Genomic DNA, 18292 nt, shown 5'->3' with positions numbered 1-18292 from the left:
CGCGGCATCTGCTGCGGCTTCGGCGCGTGCCTGCCTTCGTGGCTCCTCCCCTTCGCCACGCGGGCGTGCGTGGCACCCGGAGTCCTCCCGATGAAGCTGCAGTTCCAAATGCTGTCCCTGGCCGTGCTGGCCGCCCTGCCCGCCCTGGCCCATGCCCAGGCGAGCGATGACACCGCTGCGCTGGACCAGGTGCTGGTGACCGCCACGCGCACCCCCATCGCCCTGCAGGACAGCATCGCACCGGCGCAGGTGATCGACCGCGCACAGATCGAATCCAGCCAGGCCACCTCGCTGCAGGAACTGCTGGCCGGCCGCGCCGGCATCAACCTGACCAACAGCGGTGGCCTCGGCAAGCAGAGCTCGCTGTTCCTGCGCGGCACCAATTCCTCGCACACCGTGGTACTGGTCGATGGCGTGCGCATCAACAGCGCCGACCTTGGCCTGGCGATGTACCAGGACCTGCCGCTGGCGCAGATCGAGCGCGTGGAAATCGTGCGCGGGCCGCAGTCCAGCCTGTACGGCGCCGATGCCATTGGTGGCGTCATCCAGATCTTCACCCGCCGCAACCAGGGCGGGTTTGCGCCGCACTTCCAGCTGGGCGGCGGCAGCAATGGCCTGCGCGAAGCCAGCGGTGGCATCGGTGGCAGCGGCGAGCACGGCTGGTTCGGCGCCGATATCGCCTACCAGCACACCGACGGCATCAACGCCTGCCGCGGCTCGGCCACGCTGTTCATCGGCTGCTTCGCCGATGAGCCCGACCACGATGGCTACCGCAACCTGTCCAAGAGCCTGCGCGGTGGCTACACCTTCAACGAGCAGTGGAGCGTGGAAGGCAGCGCCCTGCGTGCCGAAGGCGAGAACCACTACGACGGCTACTACAACTACTCGGAAACGCTGCAGCAGGTGATGTCCGGCAAGGTGCGCTACACACCGTCCGAGCGCCTGGCCTTCACCGCCAGCGTCGGCCGCAGCGACAACGAGTCGGACAACTACGGCGACTTCGGCGTGTCCGGCAGCGCGCAGACGCACCGCGACAACGCCTCGCTGCAGGCCGATATCGGCCTGGCCGAGGGCCAGCTGCTGAGTACCGGCGTGGACTGGAGCGAGGACAACCTGGATGGCAGCAGCGCCGGCTATCTCGTGGACAGCCGCCGCAACACCGGCGTGTTCGTGCAGTACCAGGGCCGTTTCGGCCGCCACCAGCTGCAGGTGAGCGCGCGCAACGACGACAACGCGCAGTTCGGCAACCATGCCACCGGCAGCCTTGGCTGGGCGATGGACCTGGGCCACGGCCTGCGCGTGAATGCCAGCTACGGCACCGCGTTCAAGGCACCGACCTTCAGCGACCTGTACGACCCGTGGAGCGGCGTGCCGACGCTGGATCCGGAGACGTCGAAGAGCGCCAACATCGGCCTGTCACAGCAGGGCCAGGGCTGGCACTGGGGCGTGGACGTGTACGAGACCCGCATCGATGACCTGATCACCTACGACGCGGCAACCTTCATGATGCAGCAGATCGAGAAGGCGCGTATCCGTGGTGCCGAACTGACCGCAGGCGTGGTGCTGGCCGGCTTCGACATCAACGGCCAGCTGAGCTTCACCGACCCGCGCAACCGCACCGCTGGCAGCGCGCAGTTCGACAACTGGCTGCCGCGTCGCGCGCAGCAGACCGCGCGCCTGGACGTGGACCGCCGCTTCGGCGATTTCCGCGCCGGACTGACCGTGCAGGGTGCGGGCAAGCGCTTCGACGACGCCGGCAACGCGGTGAAGGTGGGCGGCTACGGCACGCTGGACCTGCGCGCGGAGTACGCGCTGACGCCGTCGTGGTCGCTGCTGGCCCGCGCAGCCAATGTGTTCGACCGCCGCTACGAGACCGTGGCGTGGTTCAACCAGCCGGGCCGCGAGTACCAGCTGAGCGTGCGGTACCAGCCGAAGTAACCACGCCGGCCATGGTAGTGCCGGCCGCTGGCCGGCAACGTCATGGTCTATGGCAGCGTGTAACGGGTTGCCGGCCAGCGGCCGGCACTACCCTCAGCGTCAGCGCTGCAGGCCCGGGAGTTCGCGCAGCCGGTTGAGCGTGCGTTACCAGCCGAAGTAAGCGCGCCCGCCATGGTAGTGCCGGCCGCTGGTCGGCAACCTCATGGTCTATGGCAGCGTGCAACGGGTTGCCGGCCAGCGGCCGGCACTACCCAGTGCGTCAGCGCTGCAGGCCGGGGAGGTCACGCAGATCGTCGATGACCGCCACGGCATCCGCGGTGTCCAGATCCAGGCCACGCGGATAGCCGTAGCGCACCAGCGCGATCGGCATGCCGGCGTCTTCGGCGGCACGGTAATCGGTGAGCGAATCACCCACCATCAGGCAGGCGTCCACCGCCTGGCCGAAGTGCGCGGCGATGTGCCGCAGCGGTTCACCACTCGGCTTGCGCTGCGGCAGCGAATCACCGCCCAGCACCAGCGAAAACGCATCCGCAATGCCCAGGTGCTGCAGCAACGGCGGCACCAGCGCGGCCGGCTTGTTGGTGCAGATGGCCAGCGGCACGCCGCGCGCGCGCAGCAGCGCCAAGGCTTCCGGCACGCCATCGAACAGGCGCGGGCTGCGCAGCAGGCATTCGCGGTAATGCACCATGAAGGTCGGCATCACCTCGGCCAGGTCCACGTCGCGGCCGGCGGCGTGCACCGCCTGCTCGACCAGCCGCCGCACGCCATCACCGATCCAACCCAGCACGGTGGTTTCCGGCACGCGCGCGACGCCGATGTCTTCCAGCGTGCGGTTCAGTGCTTCGGCAATGTCAGCCGCGCTGTCCACCAGCGTGCCGTCCAGATCAAACACAATCAACGGATAGGGATACGACAAGGGACGGTTACCTGTACGACGTGGGCCGTCCATTGTACGCCCCGGCATTTCCGCATCCGCCTCAGCCGATCCGGCGGGCGCGGGTGGCCAGGAACGTGGGCAGGTAGCGGTCGATCAGGAAACGCGGGCGCGGCTGCCAGTCTTCCATGAAGCGCTCGACCACGAAGCCGGCATCGAGCTGGCCACCGATCAGGTCGCCGAGGCTGTGGCCGAAGGTCAGCGCTTCACCACGGGCCAGCTTGGCCTCGCGCTCTTCGGCCGGCAGGTCTTCCAGGTCCGAATACGGAATGGCGTACCGCGGGCGGATCAGGCCCTGTTCCTGCAGCTGCGGATCGCGCGCGCCCACGAACACCACCGGGTTGTAGAAGCTGGCCAGCAGCAGGCCATCCCGTGCCAGCACGCGCTGGCACTCGGCCCAGACCGGGCGCACATCCGGCACGTACAGGTTGGAAATGGGGTGGAACACCACATCGAAACTGCCATCGGCGAAGGCATGCAGGTCACGCATGTCGCCCTGCACGGTGCGCAGTGACAGCCCATCGCGCTCGGCCACGCGGCGGTCCTGCGCCAGCTGCCCGTCGGACAGATCGAACACGGTGACCACCGCGCCAGCGGCGGCAAGCACCGGCGCCTGCTGGCCACCGGCCGATGCCAGGCAGAGGATGCGCCGGCCGCGCACATCGCCCAGCCAGTCCAGCGGCAGCGGGCGGGGCGTCAGGTGGACCTGCCAGCGTCCCTGGCGTGCGGCAGCGATGGTTTCGGCATCAACCGGGCGCGACCAGTCGCTGGCCTCGCGTGCCTGGCGGTCCCACGCCGCGCGGTTGTGCTCGAGCAATCCCTGTCCATGGTTCATGTGTCCTCCTTGACCGGTGGGCGCCAATCCAGATCCTGGAATGCCGGGCTGGCGAAACACTCGGCCAGGAAATCCAGGAACCGCCGCATGATAGCGGGCTGCTGTCGACGCGATGCGTACACGGCATGAATGCCCAGCTCGTCCAGCGCATAGGCCGGCAGCAGCTGCACCAGTTCCCCCGAACGCAGCAGCGGTGCCACCTGGTAGGTCGGCAGCATGGCGATGCCGGCACCGGCGCGCACCGCTTCCAGCAGCAGGGAGGCTTCGTTGGCGCTGATGTTGCCGCCCACCGCCACCGACAGCGAGCGACCGTCGCGATGCAGCTGCCACAGGCTCTTGCCAACGTAGTGGTGGGTGAGGCAGTTGTGCGCGGGCAGCTGCTCCGGTGCGCTGGGCGTGCCGTGTGCCTGCAGGTAGGCAGGCGTGGCGCACAGCACCGAACGGCAGGTGGCCAGCCGTCGCGCGATCAGGCTGGGATCGATCTGGCGGGCGATGCGCACGGCCAGGTCCACGCGCTCCTCCACCAGGTTGACCATGCGGTCGACCAGCAGCAGCTCGATGCGCGCGGCCGGGTGGCGCTGCACGAAGGCCGCCACTGCGCGTGCCAGGTGGCTCTGCCCGAACGACACGCTGGCGGTGATGCGCAGGGTGCCGTGCGGCTCGGGATCGTCGCTGGCCAGTTCGCCCTGCAGTTCCTCGCCGATGGCCAGCATCTGCCGGAAGCGCGCCAGCGCGGCTTCACCGGCGCCGGTCAGGCTGATCCGCCGCGTGGTCCGGTGCAGCAGGCGCGCGCCCAGCCAGCCCTCCACCTCGGCCAGGTAGCGGCTGACCATCGCGCGGGACATGTCCAGCACCTCGGCGGCAGCGGTCAGGCTGCCACGCTCGGCCACTTCGACGAACACGGTCATGGCGGTCAATCGGTCCATCTGCTCGATCCATGCAACAAACAAGCGCGTTATACGCTGTTTTTCGAGCAACTGCAGCGGCCTACAGTGGCCTTGTTCCCACCCCATTCCGCCCCAAGGAGTTCAGCCATGAAGATCGCCCTCGTCGGTGCCACCGGCAACATCGGCCGCCAGATCGCCCGCCACGCCCTCGCCCACGGCCACCAGGTGACGGCCGTGGTCCGCAGTGAAAAAGACCTGCCGGCCGAGCTGGCCGGTGCCCAGCTGGCCATCGCCGCGCTGGACGACACCGCCGCCCTGGCCGCCGTGATCGCCGGCCATGACGTGCTGGCCAGCGCCTATGGCCCGCGCCCGGGTGATGACATCGGCCAGATCGCCAGCGTGGCCGACCAGCTGGTCGCCGCCGCACGCCAGGCCAAGATGCCGCGCGTGGTGGTGGTCGGTGGCGCCGGCAGCCTGGAGATCGCGCCGGGCGTGCAGCTGGTCGACACCCCGGATTTCCCCGCCGCCTACAAGCCGTACGCACTTGCCGCGCGCGAAGCGCTGAAGCGCCTGCAGGCGGTGGAGGACCTGGACTGGACCTTCTTCTCGCCGGCCGCGGAAATCGGCCCGGGCGAAGAGCGCGGCAAGTACCGCGTGCAGGCGAAGACCTTCCTGGCCGATGCCAGCGGCCACAGCCGCATCAGCTACGCCGATTACGGTGCGGCGTTCGTGGCCGAGCTGGAAGCGGGCAAGTACCCGAAGCAGATCATCACTGCGGCGTATTGATCGATACGTTTCCCCTGTAGAGCCGAGCCTGCGCTCGGCTCGAGGCAACCACTGCAGCCGAGCATGGGCTCGGCTCTACACGAGGAATCGTTGATGCGTACTGCTGCCCTGCTGCTTCCCCTCGCGCTGGCCGCGGGTTTCACCGGTGCACCGCTGCCGGCCGCCGCGGCCGCCACTGCGGCGAAACACTCACAATTGCACCTGCAGACTTTCCATCCCGGGCCGCAGGCGATGTTCTCCGTGTCCTCGGTGCTGATCGAAGGCCGCAATGACGCGATCCTGGTCGATGCACAGTTCGCGGCCAGCGATGCGGCTGCGCTGGCCGACAGGATCCGCGCCAGCGGCAAGCGGCTGACCACGATCTACATCAGCCATGGCGATCCGGACTACTACTTCGGCCTGGCCACGCTGCAGGATGCGTTCCCGCAGGCACGCATCGTCGCCACGGCGCAGACCGTTGCCCACATCACGCAGACCCAGGCCGGCAAGTTGGCCTACTGGGGCCCGAAAATGGGTGCCGACGTGCCTGCGCGCATCGTGCTGCCGCAGGTGCTGGACGGCGATGCGCTGCAGCTGGAAGGCCAGCGCCTGCCGCTGATCGGGCTGGACGGGCCGACACCCGAGCGCACGGTGCTGTGGGTGCCGTCGCTGCGTGCGATCGTCGGTGGCATTCCGGTGGTGGCCGGTGAGCACGTGTGGATGGCCGATACGCAGACGCCGCAATCGCATGCTGATTGGCTGCAGACGCTGCAGCACCTGCAGGCGCTGAAGCCGAAGGTGGTGGTGCCGGGCCATTACGCGCCGGGTGCGGCGCTGGATGCGAGCGCGCTGCGTTTCACTGCAGGCTACATCCGTGCGTTCGATGCGGAGGCGGGCGAGGCGAAGGACAGTGCGGCGCTGGTGAAGGCGATGCAGGCGCGCTATCCGGCGCTGGCGGGCGTGGCGTCGCTGGAGCTCAGTGCGAAGGTGGCCAAGGGCGAGATGCAGTGGCCGTGAGGTAGGTGGTTTCTTTTTGCAGGGCTGCGCCCTGCACCTGCTCAATGCAACGGCAACGGCAACGGCAACAGCTGGGTATCCGTGGGTTGGCGGACCCACCCCGCCTTCGACAGTTTCCCGCGATCTGTCGGAATGACAGGGGTCGGATCCGGTTGCTGCGCAACGGGCTCTGACCCCATTGTTTGATGATCAGATGTCTGTGGGATTGTTCGGTTCGTGCCCGAACAGTTCGCCCTGCACCACAGGTTCTTTATCGCGGAATCCCCCCAGGCCGACGCCAACGAGGCGGTAGCGGGTGTCGGCAGGCAGGTCGACGCGGGCGCGCAGGGCCAAGGCGATGTCGCGCAGTTCCTGCATCGATTCCGGTGGACGGTCCGGGGTGAAACTGCGGGTGAGGATGCGGAACTGGGCGGTCTTCAGTTTCAGCACGACGGTGTGGCCGATGCGTTCGGTCTTGCGCGTGGCATTCCAGGTCTTCTCGGCCAGCTGCACGATGGCCTCGCCCAGGTCTTCCAGCAGCAGGTCTTCGGCAAAGGTGTCCTCGGAGGAGATCGACTGCACCTGCTGGTCCGGCTCCACCGGCCGTTCGTCGATGCCGCGGGCGCGGTTGTACAGACTGCGGCCGAAGCTGCCGAAATTCTCTTCCAGGTCCGGCAGCGTCCAGTTGCGCAGGTCACCGCAGGTGACGATGCCGCGCTCGGCCAGCTTGCCTTCCATCACCTTGCCCACGCCCGGCACGCTTTTCACCGGCAGCGTCAGCAGGAACGCGTCCACGCGCTGCGGCGGGATGACGAACTGGCCGTCAGGCTTGCGCCAGTCCGAGGCGATCTTGGCCAGGAACTTGTTCGGCGCGATGCCGGCTGAAGCAGTCAGGTTCGTCTCTTCGCGGATCTGCGCGCGGATGGTGCGGGCGATCTCGGTGGCCAGTTCGATGCCGCTCTTCGGCGCGGTCACGTCCAGGTAGGCCTCGTCCAGCGACAGCGGCTCGACCAGGTCGGTATGGCGCAGGAAGATCTCGCGCACCTGGCGTGACACGGCTTTGTAACGCGCGAAATCCGGCGGCACGAAGATCGCATCCGGGCACAGGCGCTCGGCGCGCAGGGCGGGCATTGCCGAGCGCACGCCGAACACACGGGCCTCGTAGGAGGCCGCGCACACCACCGAGCGTGCCCCGCGCCAGGCCACGACCACCGGCTTGCCGCGCAGTGACGGATCGTCGCGCTGCTCCACCGACGCGTAGAAGGCGTCCATGTCGACGTGGATGATCTTGCGCAGTGCGTTCATGGTTGGCGGACATCATACCCGCACCGTACCGCTCCAGACGGCCAAGTATGGTCGTTGTGCATCAACGGGATGCGTGATTCCCGGGGAAAACACTACGCACGCGTACGGTGCGGCGGTTTGATTCCCGTTGCAACCGTCGTGCATCCTCGGGGACTTGTTGCCTTGTTTTCGCTTCCAGGAATGCGCTTTCCATGACTCGTCTCCACGCGTTCAACCGTGACCAGCTGCTGGCCAGCGCCCGCGGTGAACTGTTCGGCGCCGCCGCCGGCCGTCTGCCCAACGACCCGATGCTGATGTTCGACCGCATCACCGAAATCCGCGAGGACGGCGGACCGCATGGCAAGGGCATGGTACGTGCCGAACTGGATATCCGCCCGGACCTGTGGTTCTTCGGCTGCCACTTCATCGGTGACCCGGTGATGCCTGGCTGCCTGGGCCTGGATGCCATGTGGCAGCTGACCGGTTTCTACCTGACCTGGCTGGGTGCACCCGGCAAGGGCCGCGCCCTGGGCTGCGGCGAGGTGAAGTTCACCGGCCAGGTGCTGCCGGAAGCCAAGCTGGTGCGCTACGAGATCGACATCACCCGCGTCATCAACCGCAAGCTGGTGATGGCCCAGGCCGATGCCCGCATGTACGTGGACGACCGCGAGATCTACAACGCCCGCGACCTGCGCGTGGGCCTGTTCACTGAAACCGGGAGCTTCTGATGCGTCGCGTCGTCATCACCGGCATGGGCATCACCTCGTGCCTGGGCAATGATCTGGATACCGTTTCCTCGGCGCTGCGGGAAGGCCGCGCCGGCATCACCGCGCTGCCCGACCACGCCGAAGCCGGCCTGCGCAGCCAGATCGGTGGCCGCGTCGACCTGGACCTGGATGCGCAGATCGACCGCAAGCAGAAGCGCTTCATGAGCGATGCGGCGGCCTTCGCCTACATCGCCATGCGCGATGCGATCGCCGATGCCGGCCTGTCGCCGGAACAGGTGAGCGCGCTGCGTACCGGCCTGATCGCCGGTTCCGGCGGTGGTTCCAGCGAATGGCAGGTGGGTGCCGTGGACCTGCTGCGCGCCCGTGGCGTGCGCAAGGTCGGCCCGTACATGGTGCCGCGCACGATGTGCTCCACCGTGTCGGCCTGCCTGGCCACCGCTTTCCAGATCAAGGGCGTCAGCTACTCGCTGTCGGCTGCCTGCGCGACGTCGGCGCACTGCATCGGCGCGGCCGCGGACATGATCCGCCACGGCGCGCAGGACATCATGTTCGCCGGTGGTGGCGAAGACCTGCACTGGTCGATGAGCGTGATGTTCGATGCGATGGGCGCACTGTCGACCAGCTTCAACGACACCCCGGCCAGCGCATCGCGCCCGTACGACAAGGACCGCGACGGCTTCGTCATCGCCGGTGGCGGCGGCATGCTGGTGCTGGAGGACTACGACCACGCCGTTGCCCGCGGTGCGCGCATCCATGCCGAGCTGATCGGCTATGGCGTGACCTCCGACGGTGCCGACATGGTCGCGCCGTCCGGCGAAGGTGCCGTGCGCTGCATGAAGATGGCGCTGCAGAACGTCGACCGCCCGCTGGATTATCTCAACACCCACGGCACCTCGACGCCGCTGGGCGACGTGACCGAGCTGGGGGCGATCCGCGAAGTGTTCGGCGATGCCGTGCCGCCGCTGTCGTCGACCAAGGCGCTGTCGGGCCACTCGCTGGGTGCCGCCAGCGTGCACGAGGCGATCTACTGCCTGCTGATGATGCGCGATGGTTTCGTGGCCGGTTCGGCCAACATCACCGAGCTCGACCCGGCGGTGGAAGGTTTCCCGATCCTGCGCGAAAGCCGCGAGCAGAAGCTGGATACGGTGATGTCCAACAGCTTCGGCTTTGGTGGCACCAACGCGGCGCTGGTGTTCGGCCGGGTGTGATTGAAAGGCGTGCCGACCAACGGTCGGCACCCACCAGAACGGTAGCGCCGGGCCATGCCCGGCGGAAGCGGTGAAGCGTGCCGACCAACGGTCGGCACCCACCAGAGGGGTGGTCGGCACCCACCAGAGCGGCGGTCGGCACCCACCGGAGCGGTGGTCCCACCGTCAGGTTGGCAGCAGCGGCACCAGCAGGGCGTGGGCATCCACCAGCGAGCCGACGATGCGGTGGCCCAGCGCACGCAGTTCTTCATCCGGATGCACCAGGTCCGGCACCTGGATCACGGTCATGCCCGCCGCAACGGCGGCGCGCGTGCCGGCCGGTGAATCCTCCAGCGCCAGGCAACGTTCCGGTGTCTTGCCCAGCCGCTGCGCGGCCAGCAGGTAGATGTCCGGCGCCGGCTTCGGGTGGGCGACGTCGCCACTGGTGATGACCGCATCGAAATACGGCAGCAGGCCGGCGGCGGCCAGCTTGCGGTTGGCACGCGGCTGCCGCGTGGTGGTCGCCACCGCGCGCGGGATGCCGTGCGTCTTCAGCAGTTCCAGCAGCTCCACGATGCCCGGCCGCAGCGGCAGGCCGGTCTGCGTGCGCGCTTCGTACAGGTCGTGGCAGCGCGCGGCCATCGCCGCGATCACCGCGTCCGACACCCCCTGCCCGCGCAGCAGCGCCTGGCTGTCACGGTCACCCAGGCCAACCATGCGCACGAAGAACGTTTCATCCAGGGGCAGCCCGGATTCGGCGGCCGCCTGGCTCCAGCAGGCGATCGACACCCGCTCGCTGTCGATCATCAGGCCGTCCATGTCGAAGATGACGGCATCCGGAAGGAACGGCAGCGCAGCGAGTGAAGTCATGGAGCGAACAGGGTGTCCAGGTCGGTGGGGTTCAACATGCGCCATTGGCCTTCGTCCAGCCCCTGCAGGTCCAGGCCGCCGACGCGGCTGCGGTGCAGGGCCTGCACGTGGTTGCCGACGGCGGCGAACATGCGGCGTACCTGATGGTAGCGGCCTTCGTGCAGCACCAGGCGCGCCTTGCGCGGGCCCAGCACCTCGAGTTCAGCCGGCAGCAGGGGCGTCTTCTCCGCTTCCAGCATCAGCGTGCCGCTGGCGAACTGCGCCACTTCGTCGCCACGCAGGTCTTCGGCCAGTTCCACTTCGTAGACCTTGGGCAGCTTCGACTTGGGCGAGATGATCCGGTGCAGCAGGCCACCATCGTCGGTCAGCAGCAGCAGGCCACTGGTCTCGCGGTCCAGGCGGCCGACCGTGGACAGCACCGGGTCGCGGTCGCGGAAGCGCGGCGGCAGCAGGTCGTAGATCAGGCGGCCGGTGTCCTTGGTCGAGCAGGTGTAGCCGGCCGGCTTGTACAGCGCCAGCGACAGGCCCACCGGCGGGTCCAGCGGCTCGCCGTCGACCCGGATCGCCTCGTGCGGCACCTGGTCATCGGCGTACAGCACTTCGCCATCGGCATCGGTGACGCGGCCCTCGCGGAACATCCACTGCACCTGCTTGCGGCTGCCATAGCCGAGGTTGGCGATCAGCTTGACCAGCTTCACTTGCCCTTCCCCTTCGCCTTCACCGCTTCCACCAGCTTGAAGCCATCGCGCTCGGCCACCACGCGCACCGCGCCGAAGCTCTCGTTGAGCGTGTACTCGTAAGGCAGGTGGCGGTTGGCCACCACGTACAGGCGGCCACCCGGGCGCAGCGCCTGCGCGGCCACGGCGATGAAGCGCTGGCCGATGTCGGGGCGGTCGGCGCGCGAGGGCGTGTGGAACGGCGGGTTGCTGATGATGACGTCGTAGCCCGGCTCGATGCCGGCGGTGACGTCGCGCCACAGGAAGCGCAGCGGCAGCGCGCGCGGCGGCGGTGCCAGGTTCAGTTCGGCCAGGGCCAGCGCACGCTGCTCGGCTTCATACAGGTCCAGCGCGGTGATCTTCGGGCAGCGTTCCAGCAGCTCGCGCGACAGGTAGCCATAGCCCGCACCGAGATCGGCGGCGCGGCCGGCCAGGTCGGCCGGCAGGTGTTCGGCCAGCAGCGCGGAGGCCGGGTCGATGCGGTCCCAGGCAAACACGCCCGGGCGGCTGAGGAAGCGGCCGCCGACGATCGGACGCACCGCGTCCAGCGCGCTCCAGCGCTTGGCCAGGTCGGCATCGTGCTGACCCTGCAGCGGGGCGGTCCAGTACACGCGGCAGTGGTTCTTGGTCAGGCAGCCGCCCAGGCCGGTCAACTGCTTGAGGTCGCCTTCGCCGGAGCGGGCGCCCTCGTTGTTGGACTGGCAGGCGACGATGCGGCCGCCCTCGGCCACCAGGGCCAGGGCGCGGGCGAACAGCGCGCGGGCCTCTTCACGCTGGCGCGGCGGCAGCACCAGCACCAGCGGGTAGCGGCCCTTGCCAGCGGCATCGTCGATCTGGCCGCTGACGGTCCAGCCGGCGGCCTGCTGCAGCGGCTCGGCAAACGGGGCGAAGCTCTGCTCGCAATGCACTTCGCGGTTGCCGGCGATCTCGCGCAGCGGCCAGCCATCACGGGCACGGAGGAAGGCCACCGGGCCGTCGGGCCAGTGCAGGGTGCCGTTGCTGAACGGCAGGAGCAGGGTCTGCAGGGGGGCGTCGTTGCTGGAGGCCATCGGCGCGGGTACTTCAAGCGTAGGGCCGTCCATTGTACCGGCTTGGCCGTGCCCGCCCCGGTGGGCCGCTTTGCGAAACTTCAACGGGCTGTTGATGTGCCGACAACATCGAAGCGTTCAGGGTAGGGACTCACCCCCAGCAACCCCAGGAGAACCTGCATGCGCGCCTTGTTCGTCGGTGGAGTGGTCGACAACAGTGAAATGGACCTGGAAGGCAGCCATCCGCCCGTGCATTACCCCGAGGACACCGGCGGTGGGCATTCGCGCTACCGCCTGCACCAGGTCGGCCATGGCGCCGATGGCAGCGTGGCCTACGCGGTGTACGGCGCACCGGACCTGGCCGACGAGGAGGTGGCCCGCGTGGCCGACGAGCGTGCGTATGCGCGCCGGTTCGAAGCGACGCCGACCGTGTTCGAGCATTGATCGCCCGGTGATCAGACGAGCATGGGCTCGGCTCTACAGTAGCGCCCGAGCCCATGCTCGGGCGGCGGCGTAGCCGCACGGCAGACAGCCGAGCGCAGGCTCGGCTCTACATCGGATCAGGGCGCCTTGGGCGGCAGGCGGCTGACGCTGGCGATCTCGTCCAGCCAGACATGGTGCTGCTGCACCGGGCTGTCGTAGTCGTCCAGGCGCAACTGGCCGTTGCTGCCTTCATCGCCCGCCTCGTTGCGGTACTGCTGCAGCGTCGGGCGCACGGCGACGGTGCCCAGCAGGCGGCGGCCATCGTGCAGGGTCACCTGCACCTGCCATTCGCCATCAAGCTGCGGCAACAGGGCTTCCAGGCGCGCGATCTGCGCCGGGTCGGTATGGATGCGGGGAGCAATACGGGACATCGGTGAACCTCCTTGCAGGCAGGTTCGCGGATCCGCCGTGAATGCTCAGTGCAATGCGCTGCCCGCGCGCAGGGGCTGCACGCTGCGCACCGCCGAGACCAGCTGCGCTACTGAATACGGCTTGGCCACGTGCTCCTGGAAGCCGGACGCCAGCGCGCGGCGGCGGTCATCGGCGCGTGCCAGCGCGGTCACCGCGACGGCCGGCAGCTCCGCCGCCTCCACGCCCATGTCCTCGCGCAGCGTCCGCACCAGGCCATAGCCGTCCATGCCCGGCATGCCGATGTCGGTGAGCATCACGTGGTACTGCAGGTGGCCGCTGTCGGCCAGCAGCGCCAGCGCTTCACCGGCCGAACTGACCGCCGAGACACTGGCGCCCTGCTCCTCCAGCATGCGCCGCAGGTACTCCAGCACTTCGGGCTGGTCTTCCACGGCCAGCACATGCAGGCCACGCAGCGGATACGGCTCGACCACCATCGGTTCCAGGATCGGCCCGCTGAACACTTCGCGCAGCGGCCGGCGGTCGGCATCGGGGATGTACTGCGGCAGGCGCACGGTGAACGTGGAGCCGTGGCCATGGCCCTCGCTGGCCGCGCTGACCGTGCCGCCATGCAGTTCAACCAGCTGCTGCACGATGGCCAAGCCCAGGCCCAGGCCGCCATGGCGGCGGGTGGTGGTGCCATCGGCCTGGCGGAAGCGGCTGAACAGGTGATGCAGGAATTCAGGCGCGATGCCGTCGCCGGTATCGCGCAGGGTGATCGTCCAGTAGCCGCCATCGGCGCGCAGCTGCGCCTCGATGCGGCCTTCAGCGGGGGTGAACTTGATGGCGTTGGACAGCAGGTTCCAGAGCACCTGCTGCAGGCGCGTGGCATCGCCCAGCACCAGGCAGGGCTGTTCGGGCAGCTGCAGGGTGACGTCCAGCGCCTTGCCCTCGGCCACCGGTTCCTGTGCGCCGAGCGCCTCGCCCAGCTGCAGGCGCAGGTCCAGCACTTCCACTTCCAGCTGCACCTTGCCCAGCAGCATGCTGCTCAGGTCCAGCATGTCCGAGATCAGGCGCTTCTGTGCCGTGGCACTGCTGGCGATCACGTTCAGGCCCTTGAACAGCGGGCTGGTGTTGTCCACGCGCTGCAGCAGCAGTTCGCTCCAGCCAAGGATGGTGGTCAGCGGCGTGCGCAGCTCGTGCGACAGCGTGGCCAGGAATTCGTCCTTCAGCCGCGCCATGTTTTCCGCGGCACTGCGCGCGGCACGCTCGGACTGCAGCAGCTCCTCGCGTGCCAGCTCGATCTCGCGGCGCTCGGTCACGTCGGGGCTGCTGCCGGCCAGGCCGATGAAGCGGCCCATGCGCGAGAAGCGCGGCCGCGCGTTCATCTCCAGCCAGCGCCACTGGCCATCGGCACGCCGCGCGCGCACCAGCGCATGCATCGAGCGCTGTGCCTTCAGCGCTTCCTGCAGCTCGTACTCGAACACCGAGGCGTCGTCCGGATGCACCAGGCCGCGCCAGACATCTTCCGGCACGCGGGTTTCGTCGCCACCGAAGAATTCACTGAAGGCACTGTTGACGAAACGGGCATGGCCGCGCTCGTCCAGCACCCAGACCGGCATCGGCAGGCCATCGGCCAGCGCACTGAAGCGCGCCTCGCTCTCGCCCAGCTCCACTTCGATCTGCTTGCGCGCGGTCACGTCGAAGAACAGGATGCCGACCTTGTCCTCGCCCGGCTCGCCCACGCGCACCGCGTCCACGGCGAACGACCGGCCCAGCGCGCGCGCGTCCATCTCGAACTGCGCCGGCTGCCCGGTGCGCGCGACTTCGCCATAGATGCGGAACCAGTCGCTCTCGTGCTGCGGTTCCAGCGTGCTCATGCGCTTGCCCTGCGCGCCCTTCAGGCCGGTATGGCGCTCGAAGGCCTCGTTGACCTCCAGGAAGCGGTAGTCCACCGCCAGGTCGCCTTCGAACAGCACCTGGATCACGCAGAAGCCGGCATTGATGTGCTCGAGCACGCGATGATGCAGGTCGGGTCCGGGCGCCTTCGCCGTCAAGGGCGGGCGCTCCGCGATGGGCGGCTGGGTAGACAAGGGCGTGGGAGGCAGACCGGGTGGAGGTACAGCATGTTCCAGAACGCGTATTCACAGCGTCAAGCGCCGTCAGTCACGCTTGACGACCATGAATTGGCGACAACTGGTGACGCATTTGACGCAATCGGCCATTGCTGGCGGCCATGCGCAGGATCACACTCGGCCTGTAGCCCCAGACCGTCCCGATCACGGGACGCAGGAGACCGTCATGAACCGTTCGCTCTGCGCCGCCCTGCTGATGGCCGGCGCCCTGGCCGTGGGCAGCGCCACCGCTGCGCCGCGCACTGTCACCGATCCGCAGGCACCGCGGGCCCTGCAGGCCAATGGCCCGGTCAGCGTGAAGTGGGACGATCCGGCCACCTTCACCGAGATCCGCCAGAGCACCAACCGCTTCGAGGCGCAGCGGGGTGACTGGGTGCAGCAGCTGGCCCGCTACCTGCAGACCGCAGCGGCCAAGCCGCTGCAGCCCGGGCAGACCCTCGATGTGACCCTGGTGGACATCAAGCGCGCCGGCGATTACGAGCCGTGGCACGGCCCGCGTGGCGACGACATCCGGATCATGCGCGACATCTACCCGCCGCGCATCACCCTGCGGTACACGCTGAAGGACGCCAGCGGCGGCATCATCAATGAAGGCGAAGCCAAGCTGAGCGACAGCGGCTACCTGCACAACATCGGGGTGCGCAGCGACAACGATCCGCTGCGTTTCGAGAAGCGCCTGATCGATGACTGGGTGAAGCGCCAGCTGGCCACGCAGGCGACCGCCGCGCGTTGATCAATGGCCGCCGGGCATGCATTCCGGTAGTGCCGGCCGCTGGCCGGCATCACCTCACCCCTGGTAGACCCGCGCCACGCGCTTGACCGCGCACGGCAGCTGGTAAGCGCTGACGCCGCAACGCGGGGCGAGTTCGGCCAGGGTCGGCGCCGTGCCCCACAGCTCCACCACACTGCCGATACCGGCCTGCGCATGCGCGGTCAGGTCCACGGTCAGCATGTCCATCGAGACGCGGCCGATCAGCCCGCCGGGCTGGCCGTCGATCAGCACCGGGGTACCGTTCGGCGCGAACTGCGGGTAGCCGTCGGCATAGCCCAGCGCGACCACGCCCACACGGGTACGCGCCTTGGCCACGAAGCGTGCGCCGTACCCCACCGGCTCGCCGGCGTCGATCCAGCGCTCGGCAATCACTTTCGACTGCATGGTCATCACCGGGCGCAGGCGCTCGGTCAGCGCGGTGTCGTCCGGCAACGGGTTGGCCCCGTACAGCATCAGGCCCGGCCGCACCCAGTCGCTGCGCACGTCCGGCCAGCCCAGCAGCGCCGGCGAGTTGCATACGCTGGTCTCGCCCTGCAGGCCTTCGATGGCCGCCTTGAAGGTCGCGGCCTGTTCGTGGGTGCGCTCGCTGTCCAGCTCATCGGCGCGCGCCAGGTGGGTCATCATCACGATGCGCTCGACCTGCGGCAGCGCCGACAGCCGTGCGTGCGCGGCGCGGAAGCCCGCCACGTCCAGCCCCAGCCGGTGCATGCCGCTGTCCAGCTTCAGCCACACCGTCAGCGGGCGCGGGCTGTCGAAGGCGGCCAGCGCCTCCAGCTGCCACGCCGAGCCCACCGAGAACCACAGGTCGTGCTCGGCCACCAGCGGCAGTTCGCTGGCCTCGAAGATGCCTTCCAGCAGCAGGATCGGCGCACGGATGCCGGCCTGGCGCAGTTCCAGCGCTTCCTCGATCGTGGCCACGGCAAAACCATCGGCCTCGCCTTCCAGCGCCTGTGCACAGCGCACGGCGCCATGGCCGTAGGCATCGGCCTTGACCACCGCCAGCGCCTTGCCGCCGCCCAGCTCGCGGGCCAGCCGGTAGTTGCTGCGCAGCGCGCCCAGGTCGATCAGCGCGCGGGCAGGACGCATGCGCGGCTCTCCTGCTGCGGGGCGTGGCCGTACTGGCCGTAGCGGAAGATATCCAGGCCCTCGGTGCTGATCTGCGGCTGGCGCGCGCTCATCAGGTCGGCCAGGTAGCGGCCCGAGCCGCAGGCCATGGTCCAGCCCAGGGTGCCGTGGCCGGTGTTGAGGTACAGGTTGCGGAACGGGGTGGCGCCGATGACCGGCGTGCCGTCCGGGGTGGCCGGGCGCAGGCCGGTCCAGAAGTCGGCCTTGGCCAGGTCGCCGCCCTTCGGGTACAGGTCGCGCACCACCAGCTCCAGGGTTTCGCGGCGGCGCTGCGACAGTGACAGGTCGAAACCGGCCACTTCGGCCATGCCGCCGACGCGGATGCGGTTGTCGAAGCGGGTGACGGCCACCTTGTAGCTCTCGTCCAGGATGGTCGAGGTCGGTGCCATCGCCGGGTCGGTGATCGGCAGGGTCAGCGAATAGCCCTTCAGCGGGTACACCGGCAGGCGCATGCCCAGCGGCGCCACCATCTGCGGCGAATAGCTGCCCAGCGCGACGACGAAGCGGTCGGCGGTTTCCAGCCGGCCGCCGATGCGCACGCCGGTGATGCGGTCGCCATCGAACTCCAGGCCACTGATGTCCTGGTCGTAGCGGAATTCAACGCCTGCGTCGGCCGCCATCTGCGCCAGGCGGCAGGTGAACAGCTGGCAATCGCCGGTCTGGTCACGCGGCAGGCGCAGCGCACCCACCAGGCCATCGACGTGGGCCAGGGCCGGTTCGGCCTGGATGATGCCGGCGCGGTCCAGCACTTCGTAGGGCACGCCGTACTGGGCCAGGATCTCGATGTCCTGCGCCGAGGCGTCCAGCTGCTGCTGGGTGCGGAACAGCTGGGTGGTGCCCAGGTCGCGGCCTTCGAATTCGATGCCGATCTGCGCGCGCAGCTCGTTCAGGCAGTCGCGGCTGTATTCGGACATGCGCACCATGCGCGCCTTGTTGATGGCGTAGCGCTCGTGGGTGCAGTTGCGCAGCATCTGCCACAGCCAGCGGTACTGGGCCAGGTCCATGCCCGGCTTGATGGCCAGCGGCGCATGCTTCTCGAACAGCCAGCCGATCGCCTTTTTCGGCACGCCCGGGGCCGCCCACGGCGAGGTGTAGCCGAACGACAGCTGGCCGGCATTGGCAAAGCTGGTTTCCAGCGCGGGGCCGGGCTGGCGGTCGATGACCGTGACTTCAAAGCCGGCCTGCCGCAGGTACCAGGCACTGGTGGTGCCGATCACGCCGCTGCCGAGAACGAGGACTCGCATGGAAACTCTCCAACCCG

At 68.7% G+C, this 18292-nt stretch carries 18 protein-coding genes; 7 read left to right on the top strand and 11 right to left on the bottom strand.

Features of this window, described 5'->3' with window-relative positions:
* Positions 1-90: 90 nt before the first annotated feature.
* A complete protein-coding gene (gene btuB, locus C1926_RS06945) occupies positions 91-1938 on the top strand; it encodes a TonB-dependent vitamin B12 receptor (RefSeq protein WP_108758703.1) in 1848 nt (615 codons plus the stop codon).
* 259 nt (positions 1939-2197) lie between these two features.
* Here the strand turns inward: btuB and gph are convergent, their stop codons facing one another.
* From gph to C1926_RS06930, 3 genes are all read right to left on the bottom strand, one after another.
* Complete coding sequence (gph, locus tag C1926_RS06940; protein ID WP_108758702.1) at positions 2198-2854, bottom strand: phosphoglycolate phosphatase; 657 nt, start codon at positions 2852-2854, stop codon at positions 2198-2200.
* Positions 2855-2915: 61 nt separating this feature from the next.
* The gene (locus tag C1926_RS06935) at positions 2916-3707 is read right to left on the bottom strand and encodes a class I SAM-dependent methyltransferase (RefSeq protein ID WP_108758701.1); all 792 of its coding nucleotides are present in this window, start codon (positions 3705-3707) and stop codon (positions 2916-2918) included.
* On the bottom strand, positions 3704-4633 hold the full coding sequence (locus C1926_RS06930; RefSeq protein ID WP_108758700.1) for a LysR family transcriptional regulator: 930 nt from the start codon (positions 4631-4633) through the stop codon (positions 3704-3706). Before C1926_RS06930 ends, C1926_RS06935 begins: the two co-directional genes overlap by 4 nt.
* Positions 4634-4741: 108 nt before the next feature.
* On the opposite strand from C1926_RS06930, the gene C1926_RS06925 reads away from it, so the two are divergent.
* A complete protein-coding gene (locus tag C1926_RS06925) occupies positions 4742-5380 on the top strand; it encodes an NAD(P)H-binding protein (protein ID WP_108758699.1) in 639 nt (212 codons plus the stop codon).
* 93 nt (positions 5381-5473) lie between these two features.
* Complete coding sequence (locus C1926_RS06920) at positions 5474-6376, top strand: MBL fold metallo-hydrolase (protein ID WP_108758698.1); 903 nt, start codon at positions 5474-5476, stop codon at positions 6374-6376.
* Between the two features lie 189 nt (positions 6377-6565).
* Here C1926_RS06920 and dinB read toward each other — a convergent pair whose 3' ends face one another.
* A complete protein-coding gene (gene dinB, locus C1926_RS06915) occupies positions 6566-7660 on the bottom strand; it encodes a DNA polymerase IV (RefSeq protein WP_108758697.1) in 1095 nt (364 codons plus the stop codon).
* A 191-nt stretch (positions 7661-7851) separates the two neighbouring features.
* On the opposite strand from dinB, the gene fabA reads away from it, so the two are divergent.
* Together fabA and fabB are read left to right on the top strand one after the other, a co-directional pair.
* On the top strand, positions 7852-8367 hold the full coding sequence (gene fabA / locus C1926_RS06910; protein WP_079220498.1) for a 3-hydroxyacyl-[acyl-carrier-protein] dehydratase FabA: 516 nt from the start codon (positions 7852-7854) through the stop codon (positions 8365-8367).
* The gene (gene fabB / locus C1926_RS06905) at positions 8367-9575 is read left to right on the top strand and encodes a beta-ketoacyl-ACP synthase I (RefSeq protein WP_079220497.1); all 1209 of its coding nucleotides are present in this window, start codon (positions 8367-8369) and stop codon (positions 9573-9575) included. Before fabA ends, fabB begins: the two co-directional genes overlap by 1 nt.
* Positions 9576-9740: 165 nt before the next feature.
* Here fabB and C1926_RS06900 read toward each other — a convergent pair whose 3' ends face one another.
* From C1926_RS06900 to C1926_RS06890, 3 genes are read right to left on the bottom strand one after another with little or no spacing between them, the layout of a single operon-like run.
* A complete protein-coding gene (locus C1926_RS06900) occupies positions 9741-10424 on the bottom strand; it encodes an HAD family phosphatase (protein WP_108758696.1) in 684 nt (227 codons plus the stop codon).
* Positions 10421-11122 (bottom strand): pseudouridine synthase, encoded by a 702-nt coding sequence (locus C1926_RS06895; protein WP_108758695.1) that lies wholly within the window; start codon positions 11120-11122, stop codon positions 10421-10423. The genes C1926_RS06900 and C1926_RS06895 overlap by 4 nt, the downstream gene beginning before the upstream one ends.
* Positions 11119-12189: a class I SAM-dependent methyltransferase gene (locus tag C1926_RS06890; protein ID WP_108758694.1), complete on the bottom strand. Its 1071-nt coding sequence runs from the start codon at positions 12187-12189 to the stop codon at positions 11119-11121. The genes C1926_RS06895 and C1926_RS06890 overlap by 4 nt, the downstream gene beginning before the upstream one ends.
* Before the next feature lie 159 nt (positions 12190-12348).
* Between C1926_RS06890 and C1926_RS06885 the strand changes: the two genes are divergently transcribed.
* Positions 12349-12612: a hypothetical protein gene (locus C1926_RS06885; protein ID WP_079220493.1), complete on the top strand. Its 264-nt coding sequence runs from the start codon at positions 12349-12351 to the stop codon at positions 12610-12612.
* Positions 12613-12728: 116 nt separating this feature from the next.
* Here the strand turns inward: C1926_RS06885 and C1926_RS06880 are convergent, their stop codons facing one another.
* Together C1926_RS06880 and C1926_RS06875 are read right to left on the bottom strand one after the other, a co-directional pair.
* Positions 12729-13022 carry a DUF3247 family protein gene (locus tag C1926_RS06880; protein WP_108758693.1) on the bottom strand — a complete coding sequence of 98 codons (294 nt, stop codon included), beginning with the start codon at positions 13020-13022 and terminating at the stop codon, positions 12729-12731.
* 45 nt (positions 13023-13067) lie between these two features.
* Positions 13068-15056 (bottom strand): ATP-binding protein, encoded by a 1989-nt coding sequence (locus C1926_RS06875; protein WP_108758692.1) that lies wholly within the window; start codon positions 15054-15056, stop codon positions 13068-13070.
* A gap of 244 nt (positions 15057-15300) precedes the next feature.
* Here C1926_RS06875 and C1926_RS06870 point away from each other — a divergent pair, with 244 nt between their 5' ends.
* Positions 15301-15867, top strand: coding sequence for a DUF3016 domain-containing protein (locus tag C1926_RS06870; RefSeq protein ID WP_079220490.1), 567 nt, complete (start codon positions 15301-15303; stop codon positions 15865-15867).
* Positions 15868-15921: 54 nt separating this feature from the next.
* On the opposite strand, the gene alr is transcribed toward C1926_RS06870, so the two are convergent.
* Together alr and C1926_RS06860 are read right to left on the bottom strand one after the other, a co-directional pair.
* Positions 15922-16992, bottom strand: a complete 1071-nt coding sequence (gene alr / locus C1926_RS06865) for an alanine racemase (protein ID WP_108745895.1) — start codon at positions 16990-16992, stop codon at positions 15922-15924.
* Positions 16971-18275, bottom strand: coding sequence for a D-amino acid dehydrogenase (locus C1926_RS06860; RefSeq protein WP_108758691.1), 1305 nt, complete (start codon positions 18273-18275; stop codon positions 16971-16973). Before C1926_RS06860 ends, alr begins: the two co-directional genes overlap by 22 nt.
* Between the last annotated feature and the right edge of the window lie 17 nt (positions 18276-18292).

The organism is Stenotrophomonas sp. ZAC14A_NAIMI4_1, assembly GCF_003086915.1.
Lineage (GTDB): Bacteria > Pseudomonadota > Gammaproteobacteria > Xanthomonadales > Xanthomonadaceae > Stenotrophomonas.
This window is presented reverse-complemented; position numbering and strand designations above follow the sequence as displayed.

Bases quoted from the DNA above. Each gene is read 5' to 3' on its own strand.
- C1926_RS06885 (WP_079220493.1), top strand. From the start codon at position 12,349: ATGCGCGCCTTGTTCGTCGGTGGAGTGGTCGACAACAGTGAAATGGAC.
- fabB (WP_079220497.1), top strand. From the start codon at position 8,367: ATGCGTCGCGTCGTCATCACCGGCATGGGCATCACCTCGTGCCTGGGC.
- alr (WP_108745895.1), bottom strand. From the start codon at position 16,992: ATGCGTCCTGCCCGCGCGCTGATCGACCTGGGCGCGCTGCGCAGCAAC.
- C1926_RS06930 (WP_108758700.1), bottom strand. From the start codon at position 4,633: ATGGACCGATTGACCGCCATGACCGTGTTCGTCGAAGTGGCCGAGCGT.
- btuB (WP_108758703.1), top strand. From the start codon at position 91: ATGAAGCTGCAGTTCCAAATGCTGTCCCTGGCCGTGCTGGCCGCCCTG.
- C1926_RS06920 (WP_108758698.1), top strand. From the start codon at position 5,474: ATGCGTACTGCTGCCCTGCTGCTTCCCCTCGCGCTGGCCGCGGGTTTC.
- C1926_RS06870 (WP_079220490.1), top strand. From the start codon at position 15,301: ATGAACCGTTCGCTCTGCGCCGCCCTGCTGATGGCCGGCGCCCTGGCC.
- C1926_RS06880 (WP_108758693.1), bottom strand. From the start codon at position 13,022: ATGTCCCGTATTGCTCCCCGCATCCATACCGACCCGGCGCAGATCGCG.
- C1926_RS06900 (WP_108758696.1), bottom strand. From the start codon at position 10,424: ATGACTTCACTCGCTGCGCTGCCGTTCCTTCCGGATGCCGTCATCTTC.
- C1926_RS06935 (WP_108758701.1), bottom strand. From the start codon at position 3,707: ATGAACCATGGACAGGGATTGCTCGAGCACAACCGCGCGGCGTGGGAC.
- dinB (WP_108758697.1), bottom strand. From the start codon at position 7,660: ATGAACGCACTGCGCAAGATCATCCACGTCGACATGGACGCCTTCTAC.
- fabA (WP_079220498.1), top strand. From the start codon at position 7,852: ATGACTCGTCTCCACGCGTTCAACCGTGACCAGCTGCTGGCCAGCGCC.
- C1926_RS06860 (WP_108758691.1), bottom strand. From the start codon at position 18,275: ATGCGAGTCCTCGTTCTCGGCAGCGGCGTGATCGGCACCACCAGTGCC.
- C1926_RS06890 (WP_108758694.1), bottom strand. From the start codon at position 12,189: ATGGCCTCCAGCAACGACGCCCCCCTGCAGACCCTGCTCCTGCCGTTC.
- C1926_RS06925 (WP_108758699.1), top strand. From the start codon at position 4,742: ATGAAGATCGCCCTCGTCGGTGCCACCGGCAACATCGGCCGCCAGATC.